Source organism: Rhizobium esperanzae, from assembly GCF_002204185.1.
GTDB lineage: Bacteria > Pseudomonadota > Alphaproteobacteria > Rhizobiales > Rhizobiaceae > Rhizobium > Rhizobium esperanzae.
Genome location: NZ_MXPU01000030.1, coordinates 14,812 through 39,417, shown reverse-complemented (window position 1 = coordinate 39,417; position 24,606 = coordinate 14,812). Strand labels below are relative to the sequence as shown.

General features: G+C 61.7%; 23 protein-coding genes and 2 pseudogenes. 11 read left to right on the top strand and 14 right to left on the bottom strand.

Features of this window, described 5'->3' with window-relative positions; genetic code table 11:
- From B5E41_RS28895 to B5E41_RS28865, 7 genes and pseudogenes are all read right to left on the bottom strand, one after another.
- A pseudogene (locus tag B5E41_RS28895) lies at positions 1-245 on the bottom strand (carbohydrate ABC transporter permease); the annotation flags it as partial.
- Positions 242-1,195: a carbohydrate ABC transporter permease gene (locus B5E41_RS28890; protein ID WP_088397067.1), complete on the bottom strand. Its 954-nt coding sequence runs from the start codon at positions 1,193-1,195 to the stop codon at positions 242-244. The pseudogene B5E41_RS28895 and the gene B5E41_RS28890, both read right to left, overlap by 4 nt.
- A gap of 146 nt (positions 1,196-1,341) precedes the next feature.
- On the bottom strand, positions 1,342-2,604 hold the full coding sequence (locus tag B5E41_RS28885) for an ABC transporter substrate-binding protein (RefSeq protein WP_088397066.1): 1,263 nt from the start codon (positions 2,602-2,604) through the stop codon (positions 1,342-1,344).
- Positions 2,605-2,694: 90 nt separating this feature from the next.
- Entirely contained in the window at positions 2,695-4,215 is a 1,521-nt protein-coding gene (locus B5E41_RS28880) for an aldehyde dehydrogenase family protein (protein WP_088397065.1), read from the bottom strand.
- Entirely contained in the window at positions 4,215-4,994 is a 780-nt protein-coding gene (locus B5E41_RS28875; protein ID WP_088397064.1) for an enoyl-CoA hydratase/isomerase family protein, read from the bottom strand. The genes B5E41_RS28880 and B5E41_RS28875 overlap by 1 nt, the downstream gene beginning before the upstream one ends.
- Complete coding sequence (locus tag B5E41_RS28870; protein ID WP_088397063.1) at positions 4,987-6,600, bottom strand: acyl CoA:acetate/3-ketoacid CoA transferase; 1,614 nt, start codon at positions 6,598-6,600, stop codon at positions 4,987-4,989. Before B5E41_RS28870 ends, B5E41_RS28875 begins: the two co-directional genes overlap by 8 nt.
- A gap of 28 nt (positions 6,601-6,628) precedes the next feature.
- Entirely contained in the window at positions 6,629-7,678 is a 1,050-nt protein-coding gene (locus B5E41_RS28865) for a LacI family DNA-binding transcriptional regulator (protein ID WP_088397062.1), read from the bottom strand.
- A gap of 401 nt (positions 7,679-8,079) precedes the next feature.
- Between B5E41_RS28865 and B5E41_RS28860 the strand changes: the two genes are divergently transcribed.
- On the top strand, positions 8,080-9,612 hold the full coding sequence (locus B5E41_RS28860) for a sensor histidine kinase (RefSeq protein WP_088397061.1): 1,533 nt from the start codon (positions 8,080-8,082) through the stop codon (positions 9,610-9,612).
- Positions 9,613-9,730: 118 nt separating this feature from the next.
- Complete coding sequence (locus B5E41_RS28855; protein WP_088397060.1) at positions 9,731-10,354, top strand: carboxymuconolactone decarboxylase family protein; 624 nt, start codon at positions 9,731-9,733, stop codon at positions 10,352-10,354.
- Positions 10,355-10,379: 25 nt separating this feature from the next.
- Here the strand turns inward: B5E41_RS28855 and B5E41_RS28850 are convergent, their stop codons facing one another.
- Positions 10,380-11,354, bottom strand: a complete 975-nt coding sequence (locus B5E41_RS28850; protein WP_176439508.1) for an alpha/beta hydrolase — start codon at positions 11,352-11,354, stop codon at positions 10,380-10,382.
- 351 nt (positions 11,355-11,705) lie between these two features.
- Between B5E41_RS28850 and B5E41_RS28845 the strand changes: the two genes are divergently transcribed.
- Positions 11,706-12,269 (top strand): nucleoside 2-deoxyribosyltransferase, encoded by a 564-nt coding sequence (locus tag B5E41_RS28845; protein ID WP_088397058.1) that lies wholly within the window; start codon positions 11,706-11,708, stop codon positions 12,267-12,269.
- Between the two features lie 11 nt (positions 12,270-12,280).
- On the opposite strand, the gene B5E41_RS28840 is transcribed toward B5E41_RS28845, so the two are convergent.
- Positions 12,281-13,168, bottom strand: a complete 888-nt coding sequence (locus B5E41_RS28840) for a LysR family transcriptional regulator (RefSeq protein ID WP_088397057.1) — start codon at positions 13,166-13,168, stop codon at positions 12,281-12,283.
- Positions 13,169-13,282: 114 nt separating this feature from the next.
- Between B5E41_RS28840 and B5E41_RS28835 the strand changes: the two genes are divergently transcribed.
- The 4 genes and pseudogenes from B5E41_RS28835 (at position 13,283) to B5E41_RS28825 (ending at position 16,041) form a co-directional block, all read left to right on the top strand.
- Positions 13,283-14,134 carry an oxidoreductase gene (locus B5E41_RS28835; protein ID WP_088397068.1) on the top strand — a complete coding sequence of 284 codons (852 nt, stop codon included), beginning with the start codon at positions 13,283-13,285 and terminating at the stop codon, positions 14,132-14,134.
- Between the two features lie 146 nt (positions 14,135-14,280).
- Positions 14,281-15,278: pseudogene (locus tag B5E41_RS28830) on the top strand (ketopantoate reductase family protein).
- Between the two features lie 169 nt (positions 15,279-15,447).
- Positions 15,448-15,606, top strand: coding sequence for a hypothetical protein (locus tag B5E41_RS31930; RefSeq protein WP_164517743.1), 159 nt, complete (start codon positions 15,448-15,450; stop codon positions 15,604-15,606).
- A gap of 123 nt (positions 15,607-15,729) precedes the next feature.
- The gene (locus B5E41_RS28825) at positions 15,730-16,041 is read left to right on the top strand and encodes a DUF1883 domain-containing protein (protein ID WP_064801929.1); all 312 of its coding nucleotides are present in this window, start codon (positions 15,730-15,732) and stop codon (positions 16,039-16,041) included.
- Positions 16,042-16,053: 12 nt separating this feature from the next.
- Here the strand turns inward: B5E41_RS28825 and B5E41_RS28820 are convergent, their stop codons facing one another.
- Together B5E41_RS28820 and B5E41_RS28815 are read right to left on the bottom strand one after the other, a co-directional pair.
- On the bottom strand, positions 16,054-17,370 hold the full coding sequence (locus tag B5E41_RS28820; RefSeq protein WP_088397056.1) for a replication-associated recombination protein A: 1,317 nt from the start codon (positions 17,368-17,370) through the stop codon (positions 16,054-16,056).
- Positions 17,367-18,770: a DegQ family serine endoprotease gene (locus B5E41_RS28815; RefSeq protein WP_088397055.1), complete on the bottom strand. Its 1,404-nt coding sequence runs from the start codon at positions 18,768-18,770 to the stop codon at positions 17,367-17,369. The genes B5E41_RS28820 and B5E41_RS28815 overlap by 4 nt, the downstream gene beginning before the upstream one ends.
- A 133-nt stretch (positions 18,771-18,903) precedes the next feature.
- Here B5E41_RS28815 and B5E41_RS28810 point away from each other — a divergent pair, with 133 nt between their 5' ends.
- Both B5E41_RS28810 and B5E41_RS28805 read left to right on the top strand, forming a co-directional pair.
- Complete coding sequence (locus B5E41_RS28810; protein WP_088397054.1) at positions 18,904-19,284, top strand: YkvA family protein; 381 nt, start codon at positions 18,904-18,906, stop codon at positions 19,282-19,284.
- A gap of 19 nt (positions 19,285-19,303) precedes the next feature.
- Positions 19,304-19,654: a lysozyme inhibitor LprI family protein gene (locus B5E41_RS28805; protein ID WP_088397053.1), complete on the top strand. Its 351-nt coding sequence runs from the start codon at positions 19,304-19,306 to the stop codon at positions 19,652-19,654.
- 59 nt (positions 19,655-19,713) lie between these two features.
- Here the strand turns inward: B5E41_RS28805 and ilvD are convergent, their stop codons facing one another.
- Positions 19,714-21,552, bottom strand: a complete 1,839-nt coding sequence (gene ilvD, locus B5E41_RS28800) for a dihydroxy-acid dehydratase (protein ID WP_088397052.1) — start codon at positions 21,550-21,552, stop codon at positions 19,714-19,716.
- A gap of 339 nt (positions 21,553-21,891) precedes the next feature.
- Here ilvD and msrP point away from each other — a divergent pair, with 339 nt between their 5' ends.
- Positions 21,892-22,839, top strand: coding sequence for a protein-methionine-sulfoxide reductase catalytic subunit MsrP (gene msrP, locus B5E41_RS28795; protein WP_088397051.1), 948 nt, complete (start codon positions 21,892-21,894; stop codon positions 22,837-22,839).
- On the top strand, positions 22,839-23,495 hold the full coding sequence (msrQ, locus tag B5E41_RS28790) for a protein-methionine-sulfoxide reductase heme-binding subunit MsrQ (protein ID WP_088397050.1): 657 nt from the start codon (positions 22,839-22,841) through the stop codon (positions 23,493-23,495). The genes msrP and msrQ overlap by 1 nt, the downstream gene beginning before the upstream one ends.
- A 9-nt stretch (positions 23,496-23,504) precedes the next feature.
- Here msrQ and B5E41_RS28785 read toward each other — a convergent pair whose 3' ends face one another.
- Complete coding sequence (locus B5E41_RS28785; protein ID WP_088397049.1) at positions 23,505-23,897, bottom strand: ribosomal maturation YjgA family protein; 393 nt, start codon at positions 23,895-23,897, stop codon at positions 23,505-23,507.
- A gap of 163 nt (positions 23,898-24,060) precedes the next feature.
- Complete coding sequence (gene rplQ, locus B5E41_RS28780) at positions 24,061-24,483, bottom strand: 50S ribosomal protein L17 (RefSeq protein WP_088397048.1); 423 nt, start codon at positions 24,481-24,483, stop codon at positions 24,061-24,063.
- Between the last annotated feature and the right edge of the window lie 123 nt (positions 24,484-24,606).

Sequence of the window (24,606 nt, the reverse complement as noted above, 5' to 3'; positions counted from 1 at the left end):
TTGACCCAGGGATCGAAGGTCGGCGCTTGCGGCAGCGCCAGCATGTTGCCGCCCTGGATCTCGTCCATCGTCTTGAACGAGGTCGTCAGCATGACGAAGAGCGGCATCAGGTAGAGGATGGCGAAGATCACCAGCAGGCCGTAGATGGCCAGTCGGCCGATCCAGCGGGCGCTGTTCGTCCTGCTATCGCCGCTCTGCGAAAGCATTGCGGCCGACGTGCCGATGGAAGAGGTGAGGCTGCTCATCGGGCCTTCTCCTTCAGTTCGGAATAGAGATAAGGCACGATGATTGCCGAGATGGTCATCAGCATGATGATGGCGCTGGCCGAGCCGACGGCCATCTCGTTGCGCTTGAAGGTATATTCATACATGAAGTTGGACGGCAGCCAGGCCGAGCCGCCCGGCCCGCCCGAGGTCAGCGCCACCACCAGGTCGTAGGACTTGATCGCCATATGGGCGAGCACGATGAAGGCCGACAGGAAGATCGGCCGCAACAGCGGAATGACGATGCGCCGATAAAGCTGGAAGGGCGAGGCGCCGTCGATCTGCGCCGCCTTCATGATCTCGCCGTCGATGCCGCGAAGGCCGGCCAGAAACATCGCCATGACAAAGCCGGAGGCCTGCCAGACACCGGCGATGACGACGGTGTAGATGACGAAGTCCTTGTTCTTGATCCAGTCGAAGTGGAAGCTCGTCCAGCCGAAGTGATGCAGTGTCTGCTCCAGCCCGAGGCCCGGATCGAGGAACCACTTCCAGGCCACCCCGGTGACGATGAAGGAAAGCGCCATCGGATAGAGGAAGATCGGTCGCAATAGTCCCTCGCCGCGGATCTTCTGGTCGAGCAGAATCGCCAGGAAAAGACCGAGTGCCAGGCAGATGCCGACATAGAGGAAGCCGAAGATCGCCATGTTGGTGATCGAGGTATACCAGGAGGACGGCGGATCATTCTCGAAGGTCCAGCGCCACAGCCGCTGATAGGCGCGTGCGCCGGTCAGCGCATAGGACGGAAAGGTCTTGGAATTGGTGAAGGAGAGATAGGCCGTCCAGACGATGAAGCCGTAGACGAAGATCAGCGTGATGACGAAGCTCGGCGCCAGTACGATCTTCGGCAGCGCATCCTGCAGCCGGCCCCGCAGCGAGACCCGCGTCGCTTGCCGCGGCGTCAGAACCGGATCGGTGGTCGCAACTGTGCTCATGGAATGTCATCTCCTCCCTGCATGTCGTCATGCATGTCGTCACGGGGCTGGCCAGCATGCCTGTCCCCGCATGATCGCCCCCGCATATCCGTCAGGGGCTGAAGCTTCCCCGCGCAGACGCGGGGAAGCCTTGTTCGACGAGGGCCTCAGCGGGCGTCGTCGATCGCCTGGACGAGCTGGGTGACGGCTTCGTCGGAGCTCTTGATCTGGCCGTGGACGAACTTCGAGACGACGTCCTTATAGGCATTGGCGATCGCCGGAGGGGCGCCATAACCCTGGGCCAGCGAACCGAACAGCGTGCCGCCCTCATTGGCCGCCTTCAGGTCGGCGATGCCCTTCTTGCCGCAGGCGTCGAAGTCGGTGTCGGGAACGTCGGTGCGGGCCGGAACCGAACCCTTGACGACGTTGAAGGCCGACTGGAAGCTCTTCGACAGCGTCGCGGTGGCCAGTGCCACCTGCGCCGCCTTGCGGTCGTCGGGAACGTTGAACATGCCGAACATGTCTGAATTGTAGATCACACTGCCTTCGGTGCCGGGGAAGCGGTAGCACAGGAAGTCCTTGTCCGGGGTCTTCTTGGCGGCGACGAATTCGCCCTTGGCCCAGTCGCCCATCACCTGCACCAGCGCGTCACCCTTGATGACCATGGCGGTCGCCAGGTTCCAGTCGCGGCCGGAGAAGTTCGGATCGACATATTTGACGATCTTCGCCAGGTTGTCGAAGGACTTCTTCATCGTCTCCGACTTCAGCGACGCCTCGTCAAGGTCGTTGAACGCCTTCTTGTAGAACTCCGGTCCGCCGGTCGACAGCACGATGGAATCGAACATCGTCGCTTCCTGCCAGTTCTGGCCGCCGAGCGCCAAGGGAATGACGCCGGCAGCCTTCGCCTTGTCGAGCAGGGCGATCAGGTCGTCGAAGCTCTTCGGCTGCGCGCCGCCGATCTTGTCCATGACAGCCTTGTTGATCCACAGCCAGTTGACCGAATGGACGTTGACCGGGGCTGCGACCCACTTGCCGTCATAGACCGAGAACTTCTGCAGCGCCGCCGGCACCGACTTGTCCCAGCCTTCCTTCTTGGCCGTCTCGGTGAGGTCACCCATGACGCCGGCCTGGGCATAATCGAGCACGGTATAACCCAGCATCTGCGAGGCCGTCGGATAAGTACCCGCCGCCACCATCGCCTTCAGCGCCGTCATCGCCGCATCACCGCCGCCGCCGGCAACCGGCACGTCCTTCCAGGCAAAGCCTTCCTTCGACAGATCCTGCTTCAGGACGTTCAAGGCAGCAGCCTCGCCGCCTGACGTCCACCAGTGCAGCATCTGCACTTCCTTGACGTCGGCAGCACGTGCGGACACATGCGCGCCGGCCAGAGCCAATGCGATCATCGCTGTCGTGGTCAAAAACTTGCGCATCGAAAAACCTCCCAGTTTCAAGTTTGCAAGATGCGGGACCCATTCCCCGCACCGATCACCCGCCCAGCCTGGGCGTAGTTTCCTTGCCGGCTAAGCCAACTTTTCCGTTTGCGGCATCCACCAGTTGGTGCGCTTGCCGATATGCATGTTCAATGTCTTGGTCTCCGTGTAGTCTTCAACCGCGTGGCGGCCGAGCTCGCGGCCGAGGCCGCTCTGCTTGTAGCCGCCGAAGGGAAGCTCCGAGGCGCCATCCATGAAGGTGTTCATCCAGACTGTGCCCGCCCGCACCGACCGACCGATCGTCAGGCAGGCGTCGAAATCGCGGCTCCAGACACCGGCCGACAGGCCGTAGTCGATGGAATTGGCAATCCCGATCGCTTCGGCAGTCGTCTCGAATGTCAGGACCGACAAGACCGGGCCAAAGACTTCCTCGCGCGCCACAGCCATATCGGGGGTGACCGCTTCGAGGATCGTCGGCGACATGAACTGCCCCATGCCGAGGTCGAGCGTCTCGCCGCCGTGGGCGACCCGGGCGCCGCTGCTCCTGGCGCCGGCGACATAGCCCGAGATCTTCTGCAGATGCTGCGGCGTGATGATCGCGCCGACCTGAGTCGAGGGATCGAGGGGATCGCCAACCTTCACGCCCTCCGACAGCTCGGCAACCCGCCTGACGACGTCTGAGGCGATCGACTTGTGAAGGATCAGCCGCGAGCCGGCGTTGCAGCACTCGCCGGCATTGAAATAGGCGCCGAAGACGGCGGCATCGACGAAGGCATCGAGGTCGGCATCGGGGAAAACGATCTGCGGGTTCTTGCCGCCGAGCTCCAGCGAAACCTTCTTCAGCGTCTGCGCCGCATTCGTCATGGTCAGTTTTCCGACACCGGTCGAGCCGGTGAAGGAGACCATGTCGACGTTTGGATGGGACGTCATGACTGCGCCGACCTCAGGTCCCGTGCCGGTGACAATATTGACGACGCCCTCCGGCAGGCCTGCTTCCTGCAGGATTTCTCCGAGCACAAGCGTCGATCCCGATGTCAGTTCCGAGGGTTTGACGACGGTCGTGCAGCCCGCGGCGAGCGCGAAGGGCAGCTTCTGGCCGACGATCAGGAACGGGAAGTTCCAGGGCGTAATGATCGAGACCACACCGATCGCTTCGCGCAGGACGACACCGAGCGTGCCGTCGCCAAGCGTGTTGTAGCTTTCGCCGTGGAGATCACGGGCAAGTGCCGCCGCATAGCGCCATATGTCGACGGAGCCGGCAATTTCACCCCGTACCTGCGTGATCGGCTTTCCAGCCTCGATAGCATCAAGAAATGCGAGCTCTTCGGCACGCGCGGCGATTAAATCGGCGGCCTTTAGGAGGATGGCGGAACGTTCGGAGGCGGTCATTCGCGGCCATGGCCCGAGATCGAAGGCCTTGCGTGCGGCGGCTATGGCGCGCTCGGCGTCCTTTCTGCTCCCGGTCGGGAAACGGCTGACCACGACCCCGTGGCTCGGCGCGACACGCTCGATCGGATCGGCGGCGCCGGCCTCCCATCTGCCGTCGATGAGCATCTTGAAATCGCGCGCCCTACGGTCGCTCAGCGCAGTGGGGTTGACGAGGACCGTCATTACCATTCTCCCTTGAACGTTGCCGGGCGCTTCTCGCTGAACGATGCGACGCCCTCCTTCAGATCGCCGGTCGTGGCGGCGAGGATCGAGCCCAGGGCTTCGACCGCAGTTCCGTTGTCTTCGCCGTTTGCCGATGCGATCATCAGCTTGACGATCTCCACGGCGGCCGGCCCCCTTGCGGCAATCCGCTCGGCATAGTCCCTGGCGGCAGCCAGCGAATTTCCTGTCGGAACGACTGCGTCGACGATGCCGAGCAAGCGGGCTTCCTCGGCAGTGAATATCTCGCCGCCGAGCGCCATGCGCCGGACGGTCTGCGCGCCAAACCGGCGCACGAGACGCTGGGTGCCGGACCAGCCCGGCACCATGCCGAGGCCGGTCTCCGGCAGGCCGATCTTGATGTGTTCCTCTGCGAGGCGAATGTCGGCAACGCCAGCCAGTTCGAGCCCGCCTCCGAGGGCGTGGCCGTTGAGGGCCGCGACCAGCGGCACCCTGAGCGTCGCCAGTCTTTCGAAGATGCGATGACCGTGGCGAACCCAGGCGTGACCGAACTCCTGAGGCTGCATTCCGCCCCAGGCCTTGATATCGCCTCCCGCGGAAAAGCCCTTTCCTTCGCCGGTGAGAACGGCAGCGCGCACATTCGGGTTCGCCTCCACCGCGTCGGCCGCCTCCGCCAAGGCTTTCAGCATATCGAGATCGAGCGCGTTCAACTTCTCCGGACGAGACATCGTCAGCATTGCCACGTGACCTTCGATATCGACCTTGACCGTTCCGCTAGCCATTGAAGGTGCCCTCCAATGTCCGCGCCCTCTTTGCCGAAAGCGAAAGGCCGATCTCAGTCTCCCGGAAAAATGCGGCGTCCATCACCTTCAGATCGGGCGCGACGATCAGCCGGAATTCGGACTGATCGAGGATCTGGGTTTGAAGATCGACCCCGGGAGCGATTTCGGTCAACACGATGCCATCGGCTGTCAGCTTCATCACGCACCGCTCGGTGACATAGGTGATGTCCTGTCCTTGCTCTATCGCGCGCCTGCCGCTGAAGGTGACGTGTTCGACCTCGTTCACCAGCTTCTTCAGCTTGCCTTCCCTCTCGATGAGCAGAGTTCCGTCGACGATCGAAAGCTTCGCGCCGGCGTTGAACATGCCGGAAAAGACGATCTTCTTCGCCCGCGCCGTAATGTCGACGAAGCCTCCGGCACCGGCCGTGACATGCGGCCGGAACGACAGCTTCGAGACGTTGACCGAACCGTCCTTGCCGATTTCGAGGAAGGACAGGAGCGACGCATCGAAACCAGCGCCTTGGAAGTAGGTGAACTGATAGGGAGACGGCATATAGGCGTCGGCGTTGGAGGCACAACCGAAGGCGAAGTCGAGCAGCGGCACACCGCCGACCGCGCCCTGCTCGATGACCCAGGTGACAGCGCCGTGAAGCCCCTCCTCCAGCAGAATCCGCGGGACGTTGGCCGAGATTCCGAAGCCGAGATTGACGCAGCTTCCGGCCTCAAGCTCCTGCGCGACGCGGCGCGCGATGACCTTCTGGATATTGAACTCCGGAACGCGGAAGCTATCGAGCGGCCGAAAGATCTCGCCCGATATTGCCGGGTCGTACCCAGTCTGCGTCGTCTGCTTCTGATCGGGATCGACGATGACATAATCGACCAGCATTCCCGGCACCCGCACGTCATGGGGCTTCAGCGAGCCTTCCTTGGTTATCCGCTTGACCTGCGCGATGACGATGCCGCCGTTGTTGCGGGCGGCAAGCGCCTGATCGAGGCCGCCGAGATAGGCGCCTTCGTGTTCATAGGTGAGGTTGCCGCGTTCGTCGGCGGTGGTGGCGCGGATGATGGCGACCTGAGGAACGATCGAGGGGAAGAACAGCCAATCGTCGCCCTCGAAGCTGACGCGCTTGACCACCGGATCGCTGGACGCCAGAGCGTTCATCGCGCAGCCCTGCCGCTGCGGATCGACGAAGGTGTCGATGCCGACCTTGGTCAGCACACCCGGTCGCTTGGCGGCAGCTTCGCGGTGGATGTCGAACAGGATGCCTGAGGGAATGTTATAGGCCGGAATCTCGTTGTTGGTGATCATCTGCCAGATCAACGGCGGCTCGGCCGATGACGGGCCTGAAGGATAGGAGCCGCCGATGATGCGTTTGAGCAGACCCTTCCTCGCGATATGGTCGACGCCCTTGATGCCGCTCATATCCCCGGCGGCAATCGGGTGAAGGGTGGTAATGTGACTGGGATGACCGGTCGCATCGAAACGCTCGCCGATCGCCTTCAGCATCAGGTCGGGGCAACCGAGACCGCTCGACGACGACACCGTGACGACGGCGCCATCCGGGATCAGCGCGGCCGCTTCGGCTGGTGTGAGATGCTTCTTCATATGCGTCACTTCGAACCCCGTTTCAATTTCACGCTCTGCCGGCTCTCGCCGGCGCGGCTTTACCGGCGCCGCAACTTTCGCGGACGACCAGCCGAACGGCTGTCGTTACCGTCTCGGCTTCCGCCTTGCCGGCATTGATCTGCTTGAGGAGCATCTGCGCGCCGCGGCGCCCGATGCCTTGCGGATCGACCGAGACCGTCGTCAGCGCGGGAACCGCCGCCTGAGCCTCGATGACGTCGTCGAAGCCGACGACGGCGAAGTCGGCGCCCGGTTCCAGACGGCGCGCACGCAATCCGTCGCAGACTCCGAAGGCGACGGCATCATTGAAGCAGACGGCTGCAGTGGGTCGGTCGCCAACAGCGATCGCCTTTCCGATCGCCTCCACGCCGCCCGCTCGCGACGGGGCGGACGAGATCACGAGTGCCTCGTCGTAGCTGAGCCCGGCCGCCTCCATTCCGCTGCGGTAACCGGCAAGGCGATCGTCGAAGACAGCGGTATCGGGAAAGCCACCGAGAAATGCGATGCGCTTATGACCGAGACCCACCAGATGCTGAACGGCGGACATCATGCCGGCCCGGTTGTCGGAGACGATGGACGAGACCTTGGCGCCAGGCAGATTTCGAACGACGACAACGACGGGAATGCCTGCCGCGACCAGCGGCTTGAAGTCGGCGGCATCGGTGGCGCGCGCCGGCGAGACGATCAGACCCGAAATGCCATGTTCGCGCATCGATGCGACAACCTCGCGCTGCCTGTCGATGCTCTCACCGGTATTCGACAGGAACTGCACGAAACCCGCCGACTGAACGACCACATCGACCCCGACCGCCAACTCCGCAAAGAAGCTGTTCGTCAGATCGTTCACGACGACTCCGATGATCCTCGATTTGGAACCGGCCTGCCGAAGATTGGCTGCGCCGCGATTATAGACGTATCCGAGCTCGCGCATCACGGCACTGACCTTGGCACGCGTCGCCTCGTTGACCAGGGAGGATCCCTGAAGCACGAGCGACACCGTCGACTTGGAGACATTGGCGGCCTTCGCAATGTCTATGACGGTCACCCGCGCCTTTGTCACTTCACCCTCCCGACGTCGTCGTCGACTGATGTCTATTTATTTGGAACGTTCCAAATAAGTCAAGGACCAATTCAATTAAAGCTGCGCTTTATTGACTTTTCTCTAGCGCCCTATCATGCCGTGAGCGGGGGGCGATTTTTGGAACGATTTAAATGATGGGATCATTCCGATAAGCTTTTCCCAACGCTGCGAGCTCGGGCCACCCTGCGAAATCTCTCACTTTTCAAGCCAGAGGATGAAGCGCGGCAATGTTGTGGATCCAATAGCCTGACGCAGCATCGCGATGCAGTTTTGCTGGAATTGCTCTAAAGGAACTCCCGCCCAGAGGCATTAGCGAAACTTTATCGTTTGTGGCTAATGCTACGGATAGGGGACGTGCCAGATCTAAAGCGGGGCCGGAAATGCCGCATTCGTTTGAAGCCATTCTGGAGAACCTGCCGCAGGGCATTGTTCTCTTCGATTCTGCCGATACAGTGACGGCTTTCAATTCCCGCGCGCTCGACATTCTCGGCCTTTCCGATGGCACTCTGCGCAGAGGAATGAATATCGACGGCCTGCCCGGCACCGCCGCCTGCCGTGCAGCGGCCTGTTCACGGTTGACGACCGGTAGGCCGCACACCTCGCAGTTTGCACTGGCCGACGGACGGATGATCTCATTGACCTGCGCCCCGTCGAGAGCGGGAAGCTGGATCCTGAGCTATGAAGATATCTCGACCCATATACGCGCCGAAGACAATCTGAGCGAACAACATCAGCGGTTCGACGCAGCTCTCAGCAACATGCCACATGGACTGTGCATGTTCGATTCGATGAAGAAGCTGATATTGTGCAACGCATCTTATGCACGGATGTACGATCTGCCGGATTTTCTCACTCAACCCGGAACGTCGCTGGTGGACATCCTCGCCTATCGGAGCCGGCTGGGAAATGGTCCGGCAGACACCGCCACCTATTTTGACGTTGTCTTCGAAGCGACGGCACTCGGCGCGCCGGCGAGCCAGAACATCGCGCTCACCGACGGGCGCATCATCAAAATCACCCACAATCCGATGCAGAACGGCGGATATGTGGCGACCCACGAGGATGTCACCAAGACCGTGCGGCTCGCGGAAGAGCTGCGCCGCCATCACGATCGACTCGAAGTTGCCGTGCAAAGCCGTACGGCGGAGGTCGAGCGGCAGGCGCGCGAGCTTGAACGGATGCTCGCCCAAGAGCGGAGCATCAACGAATTGCAGCGGCAGTTCGTGGCGATGGCATCACATGAATTCCGTACGCCGCTTGCAATCATCGATGCTGCCGCCCAGCGACTGTTGCGGAAGGGAGGCGCGGTCGAGCCCGATTTTCTCAATGACAAGGTCGAACAGATCCGTGCATCGGTGAGCCGGATCGTCGATCTCATGGAGAGCATCATGTCGGACGGACGGCTCGATACCGGCAAGATCGACATCAGTTACGACGCCTGCGCCCTGGGAGCATTGATCAGAACCTGCTGCGAGCGGCAGACGGCAATCTCGAAGACGCATGGCTTCGTGCTTGACATAGACGGGTTGCCGGAATTCATCGATGCCGATCCCCGCAGCTTGAGCCAGGTCTTTACCAATCTGCTCTCGAATGCAGTGAAATACGCGCCGGGAACATCCGAAATTCGGGTTGCGGCATGGGAGGAGACGGGCAACGTCAAGGTTTCAATCAGCGATGACGGCGTGGGGATTGATGCTGAAGACGTGCCCCGGTTGTTTCAGCGCTATTTCCGGGCGCGCACGTCGACGGGGATTGCCGGAACCGGTATCGGCCTCAACCTTGTGAAGCAGATCATCGAACTGCATCAAGGCTCGATAGAGGTGCGAAGTGCAAAAGGGTGCGGATCCACCTTCACAGTCACTCTTCCAATCAGGAGAGCCGCTGACGTTCTGGCGGGCAACGACGTTGCCTGATCATTCAGACCCTCAAGTGGCGTCCTCCAGGGTCGATGGCTCGCTCCCGAACTGACGGCGCAGGATTGCTGTCCGGCATATCTACCCTATCCTTCTCGCAATAGAGGAGGACCATGCCATGGCTTTCATTCACACCCCGGATGCATCCGCCAGCGAGAGGACGACGTCGATGTACGCGTCGGCCGAGCCGAATTATGGTTATCTGCCGAACATGTATCGTGCCTTCGGCCATCGGCCGGAGGTGATGGAAAGCTGGGCGGGGCTGCTTTCGAGCATTCGCAGCCATATGAGCCCCAGGCGCTATGAACTGGTGACGCTGGCGGCCGCCAAAGAGCTCAAATCCTCTTATTGCATGCTGGCGCACGGCTCGGTGCTGCTGCGCGAGGGATTTACCAGCGACGGGCTGACGGCCCTTGTCAACGAGACGGAAAAGGCGCCGGTCGATGCCGGCGAACGTGCGATCATGGCCTTTGCGGCCAAGGTGGCGCGCGATGCGACGTCGGTCACGCAGCAGGATATAGACGGGTTGAAAAAACACGGGCTGAGCGACGCCGAGATCTTCGACGTCACGGCCGCCGCAGCCGCCCGCTGTTTCTTCTCGAAAATGCTTGATGCGCTCGGCGCTGCGCCCGACCACGCCTATATCGAGCGGCTGGAGCCGAATGTGCGAAAGGCGCTCAGCGTCGGCCGGGAGGTCGAGCGGCCTCTGGCGCCTTCACCGGCCGGCGGCACATCGCGATGATGCGGTGACGCCGGCTGCTGCGCCCCTACTCTTCCGGCTTATCGGCAAAATGCCGGATCGCAAACTCGGCAATAGTCTGGCTCGAGCGATCGGCATCGTCGAGCATCGCGGGAAACAGTTGCCACTGATGCGGCATACCCGGCCAGACCTCGGTGGTGACATCTACGCCCTCCCCGCGCGCCTTGTCGGCGAGGCGCAGCGTGTCATCAAGCAGGGCTTCGCCGGAACCGACCTGCAGCAATAGCGGCGGGAATCCGGTCACGTCGGCATAAAGCGGTGAGGCCTGAGGATCGGTGGCAGGCCGGCTGCCGAGATAGGTCTTGCGCAAGGTCTCGATCGACGCCTTATCGATCAGCGGGTCGCTGCCAGCATTTGCCACCATCGTTCCGCCCGTCGCGGCAAGATCGGTGATCGGGCTCAGCGCAATCACGGCCGCCGGCAAGGGTTTGGCCGCCTGCTTCTGCCGCAGCACCATCTCGAGCGCGATATTGCCACCGGCGTCGTCTCCTGCCACGACGACATTCTCGTTGCGATAGCCGTTATCGAGAAGCCAGCGATAGGCCGTCAGCGCGTCGTTGATCTGGGCGGGATAGGTATATTCCGGCATCAGCCGATAATTGATCAGAAGCACGTCGCTGGATGCGGCCTTGGCGAGCGAACCGGCGAACAGGCTATGCGTGCGGATGGAACCGCCGGAAAAACCGCCGCCATGAATGTAGAGAATCGCCCTTTTGCCGATCGGATGATGGAGCCGGGCGGGCCACATCAGCTCGCCATCCACACCATCGGCATCGACCTGCCGGACCTGAATGCGCGTCGGCCCCGGCATCGTTTCCATCAGCCTGGCGAAAGCAGCCCTGCGCTCTTGCAGGCTGTCGGCGCCGGCGAAGTGCTCCTTCCACAGGCCGAGCAGTTTTTCGACCTGGGCACGCGAGGACTGGCTTTGCGGCCCGATGTCCTCTCCCAGCGCCAGCGGTGCCGATAGGATCAGCGCGGCCAAGACGGGAAACAGATATCCGAGCCGCTTCGGCGCTCTTCGATCAGCATTTGACAAAATCCGCCCCTTCATCAATCTCTCCCGATGATGCTGCCGATGGCCGTATCTTTGGCCGCTTCGCCCAGCGAAGTCAAAAGGGTGACGAGCGCAACCTTCCGCTTTTTCGTCTCCAACGAGCAGCCTAATGCCGGCCCGCGGCAACTGCGGCCTGCCGCGGGCTGACCGGACTGTCATCGGAAAAAATCGACAATTGCTGCCGGCGCGGCTTGCCATCTGCCAGGCTTCCATCGGAAATAGGCTCCCGCCCTGCCCTTAACTCCAATGCTTCGGCTCGCGGAGGAATGAAGGATACCGATGACCACCATTTACCTTGCCGGCCCGGAAGTCTTTCTTCCCGACGCACTGCCCATCATGGCCGAAAAACGGCGATTGGCGCGTCAGTTCGACTTCGAACCGACCGGTCCCGGCAGCGACGAAAACCAGACACCCGTGAAGCGGACGGCTGCAGAGATCTACGCCCGCAATGACGTCGCCATGCGCCGGGCCGAAATTTGCCTCGCCAATATCACGCCCTTTCGCGGCGTCAGCGCCGATCCGGGTACAGTCTACGAGATCGGCTTCATGATTGCTCTCGGCAAATCGGTCTTCGCCTATACCAATCACCCCGACGACTATGGGCTGCGCGTCCGCTCGATCTGGTATGCGGGAATGGAGATCGACGAGACGAGCGGACGCCCGCGCGGGCCTGACGGCATCGCCATCGAAAATCACGGCATGGCCGACAACCTGATGATCGACGGAGGCGTCGAGGCGGCGGGAGGCAAGGTATTCCGTGCGACCGCGCTGCCGACGGATCCTGCCCGCGACCTGAGGTTTTATCTTCAGGCTCTTCAGACGATCGCCGGCATGCGCGGGTAGGATTGCACGCTTCACTCCGCCCTGATCGCGTCGATCACCGCCCTGAAGCCCGCAGACATGTGGCGGCGGCTGGGATAGTAGAGATAGAGCGGTTCCTCCGGCTGACACCAATCATCGAGCACCTGGACGAGCTCTCCGTCGGCAATGGCCTTTGCGACGCGAGGCTCCCAGATATAGGCAAGGCCGACGCCGCCGAGCGCTGCCTGCATCATCAGTTCATGATCGTCGAGTGACAGCGGGCCGGTCGGCTGAAAACTCACCGTCTGGCCGTCCTTCTCGAATTCCCAGGCATAGCGGGCACCGGAGGGAAACATGTTCTGGATGCAGAGGTGACGCTTGAGCTCGTGAGGCGTTTCCGGCCTCGGGCGCCTCTCGAAATAGCCGGGTGAACCGACGACGACCAGGCGGATGCGCGGCTTGATGCGCAAGGCGATCATGCCTTCCGTGACGCGCTCGCCGAAACGGATGCCGGCATCAAAACCCTCCTCGACAATGTCGACCAGCCTGTCGGTTGCGTTGATTTCCAGCTGCAAATTGGGATTACGCTCAATCAACGGGGCGATGACACGGCCGATGACGAAAGAACCGATCGAATTCGGCACGTTGATCCTCACCCTGCCGAAGGGCGTGTCGCGGTAGCGGTTCAGCGCATCGAGGGCCGCCGCCATCTCCCCGAAAGCCGGGGCGAGATGCGAGACAAGGAGTTCGCCGGCTTCCGTCAGCGAAACGCTGCGTGTCGTGCGGTTGAGCAGGCGGACGCCAATTCGGTCTTCCAGATTGAGCACGGCATGGCTGACGGCAGAGGCAGTAACGCCCCGCTCCTCCCCCGCCTTGCGGAAGCTCTTGTGCCGCGCCACGGCCGCGAAGGCGGCCAGTTCGGAAAGTTCGGTCACACGCATTACTGAATTGTACTCATCACAGTTTCAATAATAACAAATCTTATACAGCATCGGAATTTCGGTCAAATTCAGCCCGTCAGCACAAATATGCGACGCCAACAAAAGGAATTCGTCATGAAAGTCTGGTTCATCACTGGTGCATCCCGCGGTTTCGGCGCGCTGATGACCAAGGAAGCACTTGCATCAGGCGATGCCGTCATCGCCACCGCCCGCAACCCGAAGACCATCATCGAGCAATTCGGGGACCATCCGAACCTGCTGGCCGTCGCCCTCGACGTCACCAACGAGACGCAGGCGAAGGAGGCCGCGGCCGCCGGCATCGCCCGCTTCAGCCGCATCGACGTTCTCGCCAACAATGCCGGCTACGGCCTCCTCGGCGCGGTCGAGGAAGCCACAGCCGAAGAGATCGAAAAGATCTATGCCACCAATGTCTTCGGTCTCCTGAAGGTGACACGCGCCGTGCTGCCCTATATGCGTCGCCAGCGTTCCGGCCATATCCTGAACTTCTCCTCGATCGGCGGTTATTTCGGCTATCCCGGCTGGGGCGTCTACGGCTCGACAAAATTCGCCGTCGAGGGACTGTCGGAATCCATGGCCGCCGAACTCGCACCCTTCGGGATCAAGGTGACGATCGTCGAGCCCGGCTTCTTCCGCACGGACTTCCTTGCCGACACCTCGCTGGCAATAAGCCCCGCTTCCATCGCCGATTACGAGGGCACGCCGGCCGGAAACATGCGCAATTTCGCCGCCGACGCCAATCACGCGCAGCCCGGCAACCCCGCCAGGCTCGCGGCCGGCATCATCACGATGGTCAACTCGGCCAACCCACCGCTTCGCATGCCGTTCGGCAGCGATACGGTCGCCATGATCGAGGCGCAGCATGCGAGTGTCGAAAGGGAACTGGCCGCATGGCGCGAGCTTGCCGTCTCCACGGATTTCGCAAGCGATGCAATGGCTGGGGCCTGAGCAGCCAGGATCGATGCCGCCGCATTCAAATTTGGAGATGCGGCGGCAACACCATGATCATGAAAAGAACACCTTGTGGCAAATTGGCATTCGCCTCTCGCCGGGGATGGCCTATGTAGTCAGCGTGACCGGTAAAGAGGCAACGCATGTCCATCAAGACCATTTGTATCTATGACGCCGGCGCCCTTGGCGGCACCATCGCCGCCAAGCTCGCAGGCAGGGAAGATAACGACGTCTCCGTCGTCGCGCGTGGGGCGCATCTCGACGCGATCCGCAGCCACGGTCTCAGCCTGCGCGAGGCCGATGCGGAAACCCGCTCAAGGTGCACGTGACAGCAACTGACGATCCGAAGACATTGCCGCCGCAGGATCTCGTCATCACCGGCCTCAAGGGGCACCAGCTGCCCCCTGCCGCGGAGGGGATCGCCGGTCTGCTCAAGCAAGGCACCCGCGTCGTCATGATCCTCAACGGCATTCCGTGGTGGTATTTCCATCGCGATACCAGGAGCGGACATGCGGAACTGCAATTTGATGAGCTCGATCCCGGCGGCAGGCTCTGGCGGCTGATCGGGCCGGACCGCGTGATTGGCTGCGTCGCTTATCAAGGTGCGGAAGTCGTCAGCCCAGGCGAGATCCGGCTCTCTCATAACGGCCGCTTCGTGCTTGGCGAGCCCTGCGGCGAAATGTCTGCCGACCTTTCGGCCATAGCAGCGGTGCTGACCGGCGCCGGCCTCAGCATTACGATCACGGCGGACATCCGCAGTGAAATCTGGAGCAAGTTGATGGGCAACGCCGCCTTCAACCCGATCAGTGCTCTGACACGGGCGCTGATGACCGACATCATGGCGGATCCGGCGCTGATGGATATGGTCAGCAAGGTCATGAAGGAAGTGCGCGCCGTCGGCGATGCGGTCGGCGCAGATTTCGCCATGTCAGTCGAGCGGCGGCTGGAGCAATCGCGCCACATCGGCGGCGTTCGAACCTCGATGCTGCAAGACTTGATTGGCGGCAAGGCGCTCGAAATTACGCCGCTTGTGGGCATGCTGGTGGCGCTTGGGCGCCTGACCGCCGTGCCGACACCGGTATCGGAAACGATCCTGGCGCTGGTGACGCAGCTGGATCGGGAAAACCGGCGCGGCAACTGACAACGAGGAGAACGGCAGCCATCAGGGCGGTCATCCCTTTCCGACACCGCGCGCCGAAATTTCCGCCGCCCGCCTTTATGCCATTCCTATATTTTTGTCCCTCGCCCCGAATGGATTTCCTATCGCAGCCGGCTGTAGATTCTCGCCGTAACGGCAAGGGTTAAACGCCATGCGAAATATCATGTCCTCCGCCTTCCACGCTCTTCGCCCACATCGGATCACGCGCGGCGACCGGCGGATGCGCGAAAGGCGCACCGCCTGGGCGCTCATCGCTTTCAGCGTCCTGCTGGCCTGCGTCGAACTTTACATCGTCTACTCCGCGTTCTGAGCCCTCTGCACGTGTTTTCCACGCAGCGAGAGAAGGCATGGGCTGAAGGGGCCGATTCCAACTTTTCGTTAACCGGCATGCTGGTAAAATCTCGTCGCCAAGTTGTCAGATGCCACGAGACCTATGCCGAAACCGAATTTCCGCTTCACCCATTACGATCTCAAGGAACAGCGAGCCGGAACGATCGTCGAGGTGTCGCTGAATGCGGTGAACAATGTTCGTCTGATGACGGCGCCGAACTTCCAGCGGTTCACCGAGGTTCTCGATTTCAAATATATTGGCGGCGTGGCGCGCAAGTCACCCGTCAAGCTCACCGTTCCGGAAAGCGGCCACTGGCACGTCGTCGTCGATATGGAAGGCCACCACGGCCTTGCCGAATCTGCTGTCAAGGTGATCGCCGCGCCACCCAATCAGAAGACGCCGCGTTCTTCCTGACATTCGGACGGCTCAGCGCGGATTGCGCTCCTTACGAAGCTTCGCCCACCATTCCAGCCGCTTGCGGATGTCGCGTTCAAAACCGCGTTCCGGCGGATCGTAGAAGGTCTGGCGGCCCATTTTCTCCGGGAAATAATCCTGGCCGGAAAAGGCATCCGGCTCGTCATGGTCGTAGCGATAACCTTCACCATAGCCCTCGCCTTTCATCAGCTTGGTCGGCGCATTGAGGATATGCTTGGGCGGCAGCAGCGAACCGTTCTGTTTCGCGGCCTGGCTTGCCGCCTTGAAGGCGGTATAAACGGCGTTCGATTTCGGAGCGGTGGCGAGATAGACGCAGGCCTGGGCGAGCGCCAGCTCCCCCTCCGGCGATCCGAGATAGTCATAGGCATCCTTGGCGGCGTTGCAGATCACCAGCGCCTGTGGATCGGCAAGCCCGATATCCTCCACCGCCATGCGCACCAGACGCCGGCCGAGATAGAGGGGATCCTCGCCGGCATCGAACATGCGGGCGAGATAATAGAGCGCAGCATCCGGGTCCGAACCGCGCACCGATTTATGCAGCGCCGAAATGAGGTTGTAGTGACCGTCCTGCGCCTTGTCGTAAACCGGGGCGCGGCGCTGGACGATGCGCGTCAGGCCTTCGGTGTCGAAGCTCTCGCCCTCGCGGGCGGCACGCCAGACCTCTTCGGCAAGCGTCAGCACCGCGCGGCCGTCGCCATCGGCCATGCGGATCAAACTGGCGCGGGCCTCCTCGGTCAGAGGCAGCGGCCTCTGCTCGATCGCCTCGGCGCGTGTCAGCAACTCCTCCAGGCTCTCCTCGTCATGCGACTTGAAAGTGAGGACGCGAGCGCGCGACAATAGAGCGGCGTTGAGTTCGAAGGAGGGATTTTCGGTGGTGGCGCCGACGAGGATGACGGTGCCGTCCTCCATAACAGGCAGGAAACTGTCCTGCTGGGCTCGGTTGAAACGGTGGATCTCATCGACGAATAGCAGCGTCTGGCGGCCGTCCATGCGGCGCATGCGAGCCGCCTCGAACACCTTCTTCAGATCGGCGACGCCGGAAAAGATCGCCGATATCTGCTCGAAGGCCAGCCCCGCCTCACCGGAAAGCAGCCGCGCTACCGTCGTTTTGCCGGTGCCGGGCGGACCCCAGAAGATCATCGAACCGAGCGAACCACTTTCGATCATCCTCTTCAGCACGCCGTCCTCACCGGTCAGATGTTCCTGACCGGTGACATCGGCAAGCGTCCTCGGCCGCAACCGGTCGGCAAGCGGCCGCCTGGCGGCAACCTCTTCCGGAACACGCGGCGCGAAGAGATCATTGCTCATCGAAAGAACTGCCTGATGCGCTGACCATCGCGCTCGATCTCGACCCGCCAGAGGCCAGGGTCGCTTTCGGCAATCTGGGAGAGCTCTTTGGTCGATTTCACTTCCGTCCCGTTGATCGAGACGATGATATCCTTGGGCTCAAAACCAAGGCGGGCTGCCGGCGAATCCTCCTTGACATCGGCAACGACGACGCCTGCCGATTCCGAGGGCATGCGCAATTCGTCTGCGACACGCGGCGACAGGTTTTCGACGACGGCGCCGGTAAAGGGCGTGCGCCCGCCGATAACGCGCTGGTCGCGCGGCGAGGTTTCCGGGGCGCGGTCGAGCGCCAACGACAACTGCTCCTCGCGACCATTGTCGATGACGGTCAGATTGACCGATTTGCCGAGGCCGGCTGTCGTCAGGCGATAGAGCAATGCGTCCGGATGCTCGACTGCGATGCCGTTGACTGATGTGACGATCTGACCGGCCTTCAGCCCGGCCTTCGCCGCCGGGCTGCCTTCCGAAACCTTGACGACGAGGGCGCCGCGCACTTTGTTGAGTCCAAGGGCTTCGGCGACTTCCGACGTCACCGCATCGAAGCTCGCGCCGACATAGGGCCGCTCGAAGGATTTGACGCCGGCATCGGCGGAAGCGAGGAAGACTTTGACGAGATTGGCGGGAATGGCAAAGCCGATCCCGTTCGAGCCGCCGCCGCGCGAGAAGATCGCGGTGTTGATGCCGATCAGCTCGCCTTTCATGTTCATCAACGCGCCGCCGGAATTGCCCGGATTGATCGATGCGTCGGTCTGGATGAAGAAGCCGAACTCGTTCTTGACCACCTGGTTGCGGGCAAGTGCGGAGACGATACCGCTCGTCACGGTCTGCCCGACACCGAAGGGATTGCCGATCGCCAGTACGAGATCGCCGACCTCGACATTATCGGAATTGCCGATCGGCAGCGTCGGGAAGCTCTCCTTTGTGTCGATCTTCAGCACGGCGAGGTCGACGCGGTCGTCACGCAGCACCACCTTGCAGGGGAATTCGCGGCCATCCGACAGCGCCACCTTGATGTCGTCGGCGCCTTCGACGACGTGATTGTTGGTGACGACGGTGCCGTTCGCCTCGACGATGACGCCGGAACCGAGCGAGGACTGCTTCTCGGATCGATTCGGCATCTGCTGGCCGAAAAACTGCTCGAAGAAGGGATCGCCGGCAAAGGGCGACTGGCGCTGGATGATCTTTTCCGCATAGACGTTGACGACTGCGCCCGACGTCTGCTTGACCAGCGGCGCGAAGGAGAGCTGCATCTGCATCTGGCTCTCAGGCACCGTCTTTGCCGTCTGCGCCTGGGCTGCAGCCGGCAGAACGAGCATGAGAGCGAACAGCGAAACGGAGGCGCGCTTGAACAGGCCTTGCATGGGTATCCCTTTTGAATCCTCTTGAGCAACGTTGTAGCGTCCGACGCTAGAAAGGAAAGAGGGCGGAAGCATGGAAGAATAAGGCAAGGGTATGCCCTGAAGTCGCTGCGAATTTGATTCAGGAAGATCAGCCATGGAACTGATATCAAAAGCCAAAATCTGGGCAAAGTCACTGAAGCGTGACATCGTAGCGCTATGGCTTGCCGCCCGCGATCCTCGCGTGCCCTGGTATGCGAAGGCGGTCGCCGGTGCTGTCGCAGCCTATGCGCTTTCGCCGATCGATTTGATCCCCGATTTCATTCCCGTGCTCGGCTATCTCGACGATCTCGTCATCGTTCCGCTCGGCATCCTGCTGGCGACGCGTCTTGTTCCAGCAGAGGTGATGGCTGCGCTTCGCGTCGAAGCTGCGAGGCGGATCGAACGCCCGGCCGGCCGGGCAGGATTGATCTTCATCCTTGTCGTCTGGCTCGCCTGCATCATCTTTCTGGCTCTGGCAGTGCGCAAGCTGATTTGATCGGCAACAAAGGAAGATGATGATGACATGGCGAATGTCGGCCGCGCTTGGTTTGGCGATCCTGATTTTCCCATCGGATCCGGCATGGTCGGCGAGCTTCGATTGTGATGCGAAGGAATTGAAGCCGGACGAAAAGGCGATCTGCGACAACCGCGCCCTCAACGACGCCGACGTCAAGATGGTGACGACCTTCGAGCTGCTCTCCGGGCTGCTGGCCATGGGCTCGCGCGGAACATTGCAGGACGAGCAGACCGCCTGGCTGAAGAAGCGACAGGAATGCGGGGCCGACGCGGCCTGTATCAAGGCTGCCTATGACGAGCGGATGAAGCAGCTCGGCGAGACCTACAAAAACATCAACCGGCCGTTTTGACGGCGGCCGGTTGGCAAAGCCGCTGACTCTTAATCAGCGGGTCGTAGGTTCGAGACTACTCAGCGGGCGTTGAGATCCCGCACGGCGCCGCGGTCGGCGCTGGTTGCGAAAGCCGCATAGGCCTTCAGCGCTGTGGTCACATTGCGTTTGCGAACCTCGGTCGGCTGCCAGCCCTTGCCGTCCTGCTCGGCGCGGCGGGCGGCGAGTTCGGCCTCGCCGACGCGCAGGCTGATCGTGCGGTTCGGGATATCGATATCGATGATGTCGCCTTCGCGCACCAGGCCGATCGTCCCGCCATTCGCCGCTTCCGGCGAGACGTGGCCGATCGAAAGGCCGGAGGTGCCGCCGGAGAAGCGGCCGTCGGTGATCAGCGCGCAGGCCTTGCCGAGGCCCTTCGACTTCAGGTAGCTCGTCGGATAGAGCATTTCCTGCATGCCGGGACCGCCCTTCGGGCCTTCGTAGCGGATGACGACGACGTCGCCGGCCTTGATCTCGTTGGCGAGGATCGCCTTGACCGACGCATCCTGACTTTCGAAGACCCGGGCCGGGCCGGAGAATTTCAGGATCGATTCATCGACGCCGGCCGTCTTGACGATGCAGCCGTCGACCGCGAGATTACCCTTCAGCACGGCAAGACCGCCATCCTTGGAGAAGGGATGCTCGACCGAGCGGATGACGCCGTGCTGGCGATCGGTGTCGAGCTCGTCCCAACGGGCCTCCTGGCTGAAAGCAACCTGGGTCGGGATGCCGCCGGGAGCGGCGCGATAGAAGTTGCGGACGGTGTCGCTGTTGGTGCGGGTGATATCCCAGCGATCGATCGCATCGCCGAGCGTCTCGGCATGGACGGTCGGGCAATCGCGGTTCAGTAGGCCGCCCTTATCGAGCTCACCGAGGATCGACATGATGCCGCCGGCGCGGTGGACATCTTCCATATGCACATCGCTCTTGGCGGGCGCGACCTTCGACAGGCACGGCACCCGGCGCGACAGTGCGTCGATATCGGCCATGGTGAAATCGACCTCCCCTTCGTGGGCGGCTGCAAGGATGTGCAGGACCGTGTTGGTCGAACCGCCCATGGCGATATCGAGCGCCATGGCATTCTCGAAAGCCTGCTTGGAGGCTATGGTGCGCGGCAGCGCCTTGACGTCGTCCTGCTCGTAATAGCGGCGGGCGAGATCGACGATCAGGTGGCCGGCCTCGACGAAGAGGCGCTTGCGATCGGCATGGGTGGCAAGCGTCGAGCCGTTGCCGGGCAGCGACAGGCCGAGCGCCTCGGTCAGGCAATTCATCGAGTTCGCCGTGAACATGCCGGAGCACGAGCCGCAGGTCGGACAGGCTGAACGCTCGATAACCTTGACGTCTTCATCGGAGATCTTGTCATCGGCAGCCGCGACCATGGCATCGACGAGGTCGAGCGCGTGTTGCTTGCCGTGCAGGACGACCTTGCCCGCTTCCATCGGACCGCCGGAAACGAAGACCGTGGGGATGTTGAGGCGCAGCGACGCCATCAGCATGCCGGGGGTGATCTTGTCGCAGTTGGAAATGCAGACCATGGCGTCGGCGCAATGGGCATTGACCATGTATTCGACACTGTCGGCGATCAACTCGCGCGACGGCAGCGAATAGAGCATGCCGTCATGGCCCATGGCGATGCCGTCGTCGACCGCGATCGTGTTGAATTCCTTGGCGACGCCGCCGGCCGCCTCGATTTCGCGAGCGACCAGCTGGCCGAGATCCTTCAGATGCACATGGCCCGGAACGAATTGGGTGAAGGAATTCACCACCGCGATGATCGGCTTGCCGAAATCCGAATCCTTCATGCCCGTGGCCCGCCAAAGGCCGCGCGCGCCCGCCATGTTGCGGCCGTGGGTCGTGGTTCTGGAACGGTAAGCTGGCATCGGTGTCTTCCTCGACATGTCGGAAACATCAGGCGAAGCCGGGGCGGCAATGAAGCCTCAGGGCCGGGCGAACGCCGCTTTTTGGAATTGTCCTAATCCAATCGATGGGGGCTGTCACTACCGGCAAAGCCAAATCCGGTACGCTGGCGGGAGAAGCGCGTTGAGGGCCATTCGAATATATACGGTTGGCGAGCCCTTTGGTTACAACCTATTCCATCACAGCCGAACACAAAAAATTGGCTTCCCGTCGGCAATATTCAAGGCATAGAGATTGATCCAAACATGCGGGCGGTTCGTTTAAGGACTATACTCGGAATATCCGCCCTGGAGGTTTTCGACATGCCAAGCTATCGCCCCCCGAAGATCGCGTCGTCGGAGATCACGCCGCGCCAGATCTATCTGCGCCGCCGTGAATTCCTGGGCGCCGCAGCGCTTGGCGCCATGGCGCTCTATGGCGCCGGCAAGGCGAGCGCGGCCGCCCTTTCCGCCGTCGAGAGCAAGTACAAGGTCGATGAGAAGACGACACCGATCAAGGACGTCACGACCTACAATAATTTCTATGAGTTCGGCCTCGACAAGGGCGACCCCGCAGCGAATTCCGGCGCTTTCAAGCCGCTGCCCTGGACGATCAAGGTCGACGGCATGGTCAACAAACCAGGCACCTTCGACCTCGAGGCGCTGATGAAGGAATTCCCGATCGAGGAGCGCACCTACCGGATGCGCTGCGTCGAGGCCTGGTCGATGGTCATCCCATGGGACGGCTTTCCGCTGGCATCGCTGCTCGACAAGGTGGAGCCGCTCGGCAGCGCCAAATATGTCGCCTTCGAAACCGTCGTGCGGCCGGAGGAGATGCCGGGCCAGAAGGGCTTCTTCCAATCGCTCGACTGGCCCTATGTCGAGGGGCTGCGGCTGGACGAGGCGCGCCACCCGCTGACGCTGCTTGCCGTCGGACTTTATGGTGAAACGCTGCCGAACCAGAATGGTGCGCCGATCCGCCTGGTCGTGCCGTGGAAATACGGCTTCAAGGGCATCAAGTCGATCGTCAGGATCACCCTCACCGACCAGCAGCCGAAAAACACCTGGCAGGTAACAAATCCGCAGGAATACGGTTTCTACGCCAACGTCAATCCTGCCGTCGACCATCCACGCTGGAGCCAGGCAAGCGAACGACGCATCGGCGAAAGCGGTTTCTTCGGCGCAAGTCGCCACCCCACCCTGCCCTTCAACGGCTATGCCGACGAGGTGGCGAGCCTTTATGCCGGCATGGACCTGAAGGCGAATTTCTGATGGCCGAACTGTCGCTTGCCATCCCGAAGCGCTGGCAACCTGCCTCCGTCTGGCTGCTTTATACCGTCGGGCTCGTGCCTGCCGTCTGGACCTTTTATCTCGGCGCGACCGATCAGCTCGGCGCCGATCCGGTCAAGACCTTCGAGCTCTTCCTCGGCATATGGACGATCCGCTTCCTGATCGCGACACTTGCGGTGTCCCCTGCCCGCGAGTTGTTCGGCTGGAATTATTTGCGCTACCGCCGCGCTCTCGGCCTTTTGACCTTCTACTACGCGCTGATGCATTTCACCGTTTACATGGTGCTCGACCAGGCGATGGATATTCAGGCCGTCATCAATGACGTGCTGAAGCGCCCGTTCATCATGTTCGGCATGGCCGGCCTTGCGATGCTTATTCCCCTGGCGGTGACATCCAATAATTTCTCGATCCGTCGCCTCGGCAATCGCTGGATCTGGCTGCACCGCCTCGTCTACATCATTGCCGCCTCCGGGGCTCTGCATTTTGCGCTTTCGACCAAGATCCTCGATCTCGAGCAGTTTATTTATGTGGGGTTGATCATCGCGCTCATCCTTTACCGCTCCTGGCGGCCGATCGCGCGCAGTCGGAAGAAAAGCCAGGGGCGGCAACGCAATCGCGCGGTGGCGTCGGTTTCCTGAAGCCAGCCGTCAACGGCGCGCGGGATCAAAGGCACAGGCCGCAGCGATGCCGATCGCATAGGCCAGTATGTTCCAGAGGGAAAATATCCGGCCAAGCAACAAGGCGCCTGCAGTCGTCAGCCGAAACGCGTCCAACCAGGGTGTATGATAAAGCCGGAACAATTCGACTGCGACTGCCATGAACAGCGCCATGACCGCAATGACTGCCCGCGGTGACTTTCCGAGAACGAGTGCCACCAGCAGATAGACCATCGCTCCCCACAGCGCCGACCCGCCATATTTGACGGCGACGAAAGGCAGATCGACCGCGTAGCCGAAGCGCCTGAGCGCCAGGCCGGCCGCAATCACCACAAGCACCGCCGCGAGACGGAGGAACTGCGCTCGAGAATGCGCTTCGCGCATAGAATCTTCTTCCCTCTTAATCTCCACAGTTTGGAGCTCTGGGCGAACATAAGAATGGCTCCGTCGCTAAAGAAGCTGCGCCGCTTCCGTTTTCGACCGATGCACAAACGAAAACAGCCGGGCTTTGCAGCCCGGCTGTTTTCTATCCGCCGAAGCGGAAGACTTAGGCGGCGACGGCCTGCTCTTCGGCAGCGACGCGGGCCTTGTCGGCTGCGCCCTTGGCGTAGGTGTCGCGGTCGACGAACTCGATCACGGCCATGGCGGCGTTGTCGCCCTGGCGGAAGCCGGCCTTCATGATGCGCAGGTAGCCGCCGTTGCGGTTGGCGTAACGCGTTGCAATCGTGTCGAACAGCTTCGAGACGACGGCGGCATCGCGGATCTGCGAGATCGCCTGACGGCGAGCGTGCAGGTCGCCGCGCTTGCCGAGCGTGACGAGCTTCTCGACGATCGGACGGATTTCCTTGGCTTTCGGCAGGGTCGTGACGATCTGCTCGTGGGTAATCAGCGAAGCCGCCATGTTAGCGAACATCGCCTTGCGGTGGCTTGCGGTTCTATTCAGCTTGCGGCCGGCTTTACCATGGCGCATTGCTATTCTCCTTTAATGCAGTGCCCTTACGTTAGGTGGGCCTGCCGTTTCCTGGCACATGCAGGCGATCGGCCTGCTGTTTGACGGGGAAAGGCAGCCGAAAGAGCCTGCCTTTTGTTATGT

Excerpts from the sequence above, each read along its gene's own strand:
- B5E41_RS28890 (WP_088397067.1), bottom strand. The coding sequence starts at position 1,195 with ATGAGCACAGTTGCGACCACCGATCCGGTTCTGACGCCGCGGCAAGCG.
- B5E41_RS28885 (WP_088397066.1), bottom strand. The coding sequence starts at position 2,604 with ATGCGCAAGTTTTTGACCACGACAGCGATGATCGCATTGGCTCTGGCC.
- B5E41_RS28880 (WP_088397065.1), bottom strand. The coding sequence starts at position 4,215 with ATGACGGTCCTCGTCAACCCCACTGCGCTGAGCGACCGTAGGGCGCGC.
- B5E41_RS28875 (WP_088397064.1), bottom strand. The coding sequence starts at position 4,994 with ATGGCTAGCGGAACGGTCAAGGTCGATATCGAAGGTCACGTGGCAATG.
- B5E41_RS28870 (WP_088397063.1), bottom strand. The coding sequence starts at position 6,600 with ATGAAGAAGCATCTCACACCAGCCGAAGCGGCCGCGCTGATCCCGGAT.
- B5E41_RS28860 (WP_088397061.1), top strand. The coding sequence starts at position 8,080 with ATGCCGCATTCGTTTGAAGCCATTCTGGAGAACCTGCCGCAGGGCATT.
- B5E41_RS28855 (WP_088397060.1), top strand. The coding sequence starts at position 9,731 with ATGGCTTTCATTCACACCCCGGATGCATCCGCCAGCGAGAGGACGACG.
- B5E41_RS28845 (WP_088397058.1), top strand. The coding sequence starts at position 11,706 with ATGACCACCATTTACCTTGCCGGCCCGGAAGTCTTTCTTCCCGACGCA.
- B5E41_RS28840 (WP_088397057.1), bottom strand. The coding sequence starts at position 13,168 with ATGCGTGTGACCGAACTTTCCGAACTGGCCGCCTTCGCGGCCGTGGCG.
- B5E41_RS28835 (WP_088397068.1), top strand. The coding sequence starts at position 13,283 with ATGAAAGTCTGGTTCATCACTGGTGCATCCCGCGGTTTCGGCGCGCTG.
- B5E41_RS31930 (WP_164517743.1), top strand. The coding sequence starts at position 15,448 with ATGCGAAATATCATGTCCTCCGCCTTCCACGCTCTTCGCCCACATCGG.
- B5E41_RS28825 (WP_064801929.1), top strand. The coding sequence starts at position 15,730 with ATGCCGAAACCGAATTTCCGCTTCACCCATTACGATCTCAAGGAACAG.
- B5E41_RS28820 (WP_088397056.1), bottom strand. The coding sequence starts at position 17,370 with ATGAGCAATGATCTCTTCGCGCCGCGTGTTCCGGAAGAGGTTGCCGCC.
- B5E41_RS28815 (WP_088397055.1), bottom strand. The coding sequence starts at position 18,770 with ATGCAAGGCCTGTTCAAGCGCGCCTCCGTTTCGCTGTTCGCTCTCATG.
- B5E41_RS28810 (WP_088397054.1), top strand. The coding sequence starts at position 18,904 with ATGGAACTGATATCAAAAGCCAAAATCTGGGCAAAGTCACTGAAGCGT.
- B5E41_RS28805 (WP_088397053.1), top strand. The coding sequence starts at position 19,304 with ATGATGACATGGCGAATGTCGGCCGCGCTTGGTTTGGCGATCCTGATT.
- ilvD (WP_088397052.1), bottom strand. The coding sequence starts at position 21,552 with ATGCCAGCTTACCGTTCCAGAACCACGACCCACGGCCGCAACATGGCG.
- msrP (WP_088397051.1), top strand. The coding sequence starts at position 21,892 with ATGCCAAGCTATCGCCCCCCGAAGATCGCGTCGTCGGAGATCACGCCG.
- msrQ (WP_088397050.1), top strand. The coding sequence starts at position 22,839 with ATGGCCGAACTGTCGCTTGCCATCCCGAAGCGCTGGCAACCTGCCTCC.
- B5E41_RS28785 (WP_088397049.1), bottom strand. The coding sequence starts at position 23,897 with ATGCGCGAAGCGCATTCTCGAGCGCAGTTCCTCCGTCTCGCGGCGGTG.
- rplQ (WP_088397048.1), bottom strand. The coding sequence starts at position 24,483 with ATGCGCCATGGTAAAGCCGGCCGCAAGCTGAATAGAACCGCAAGCCAC.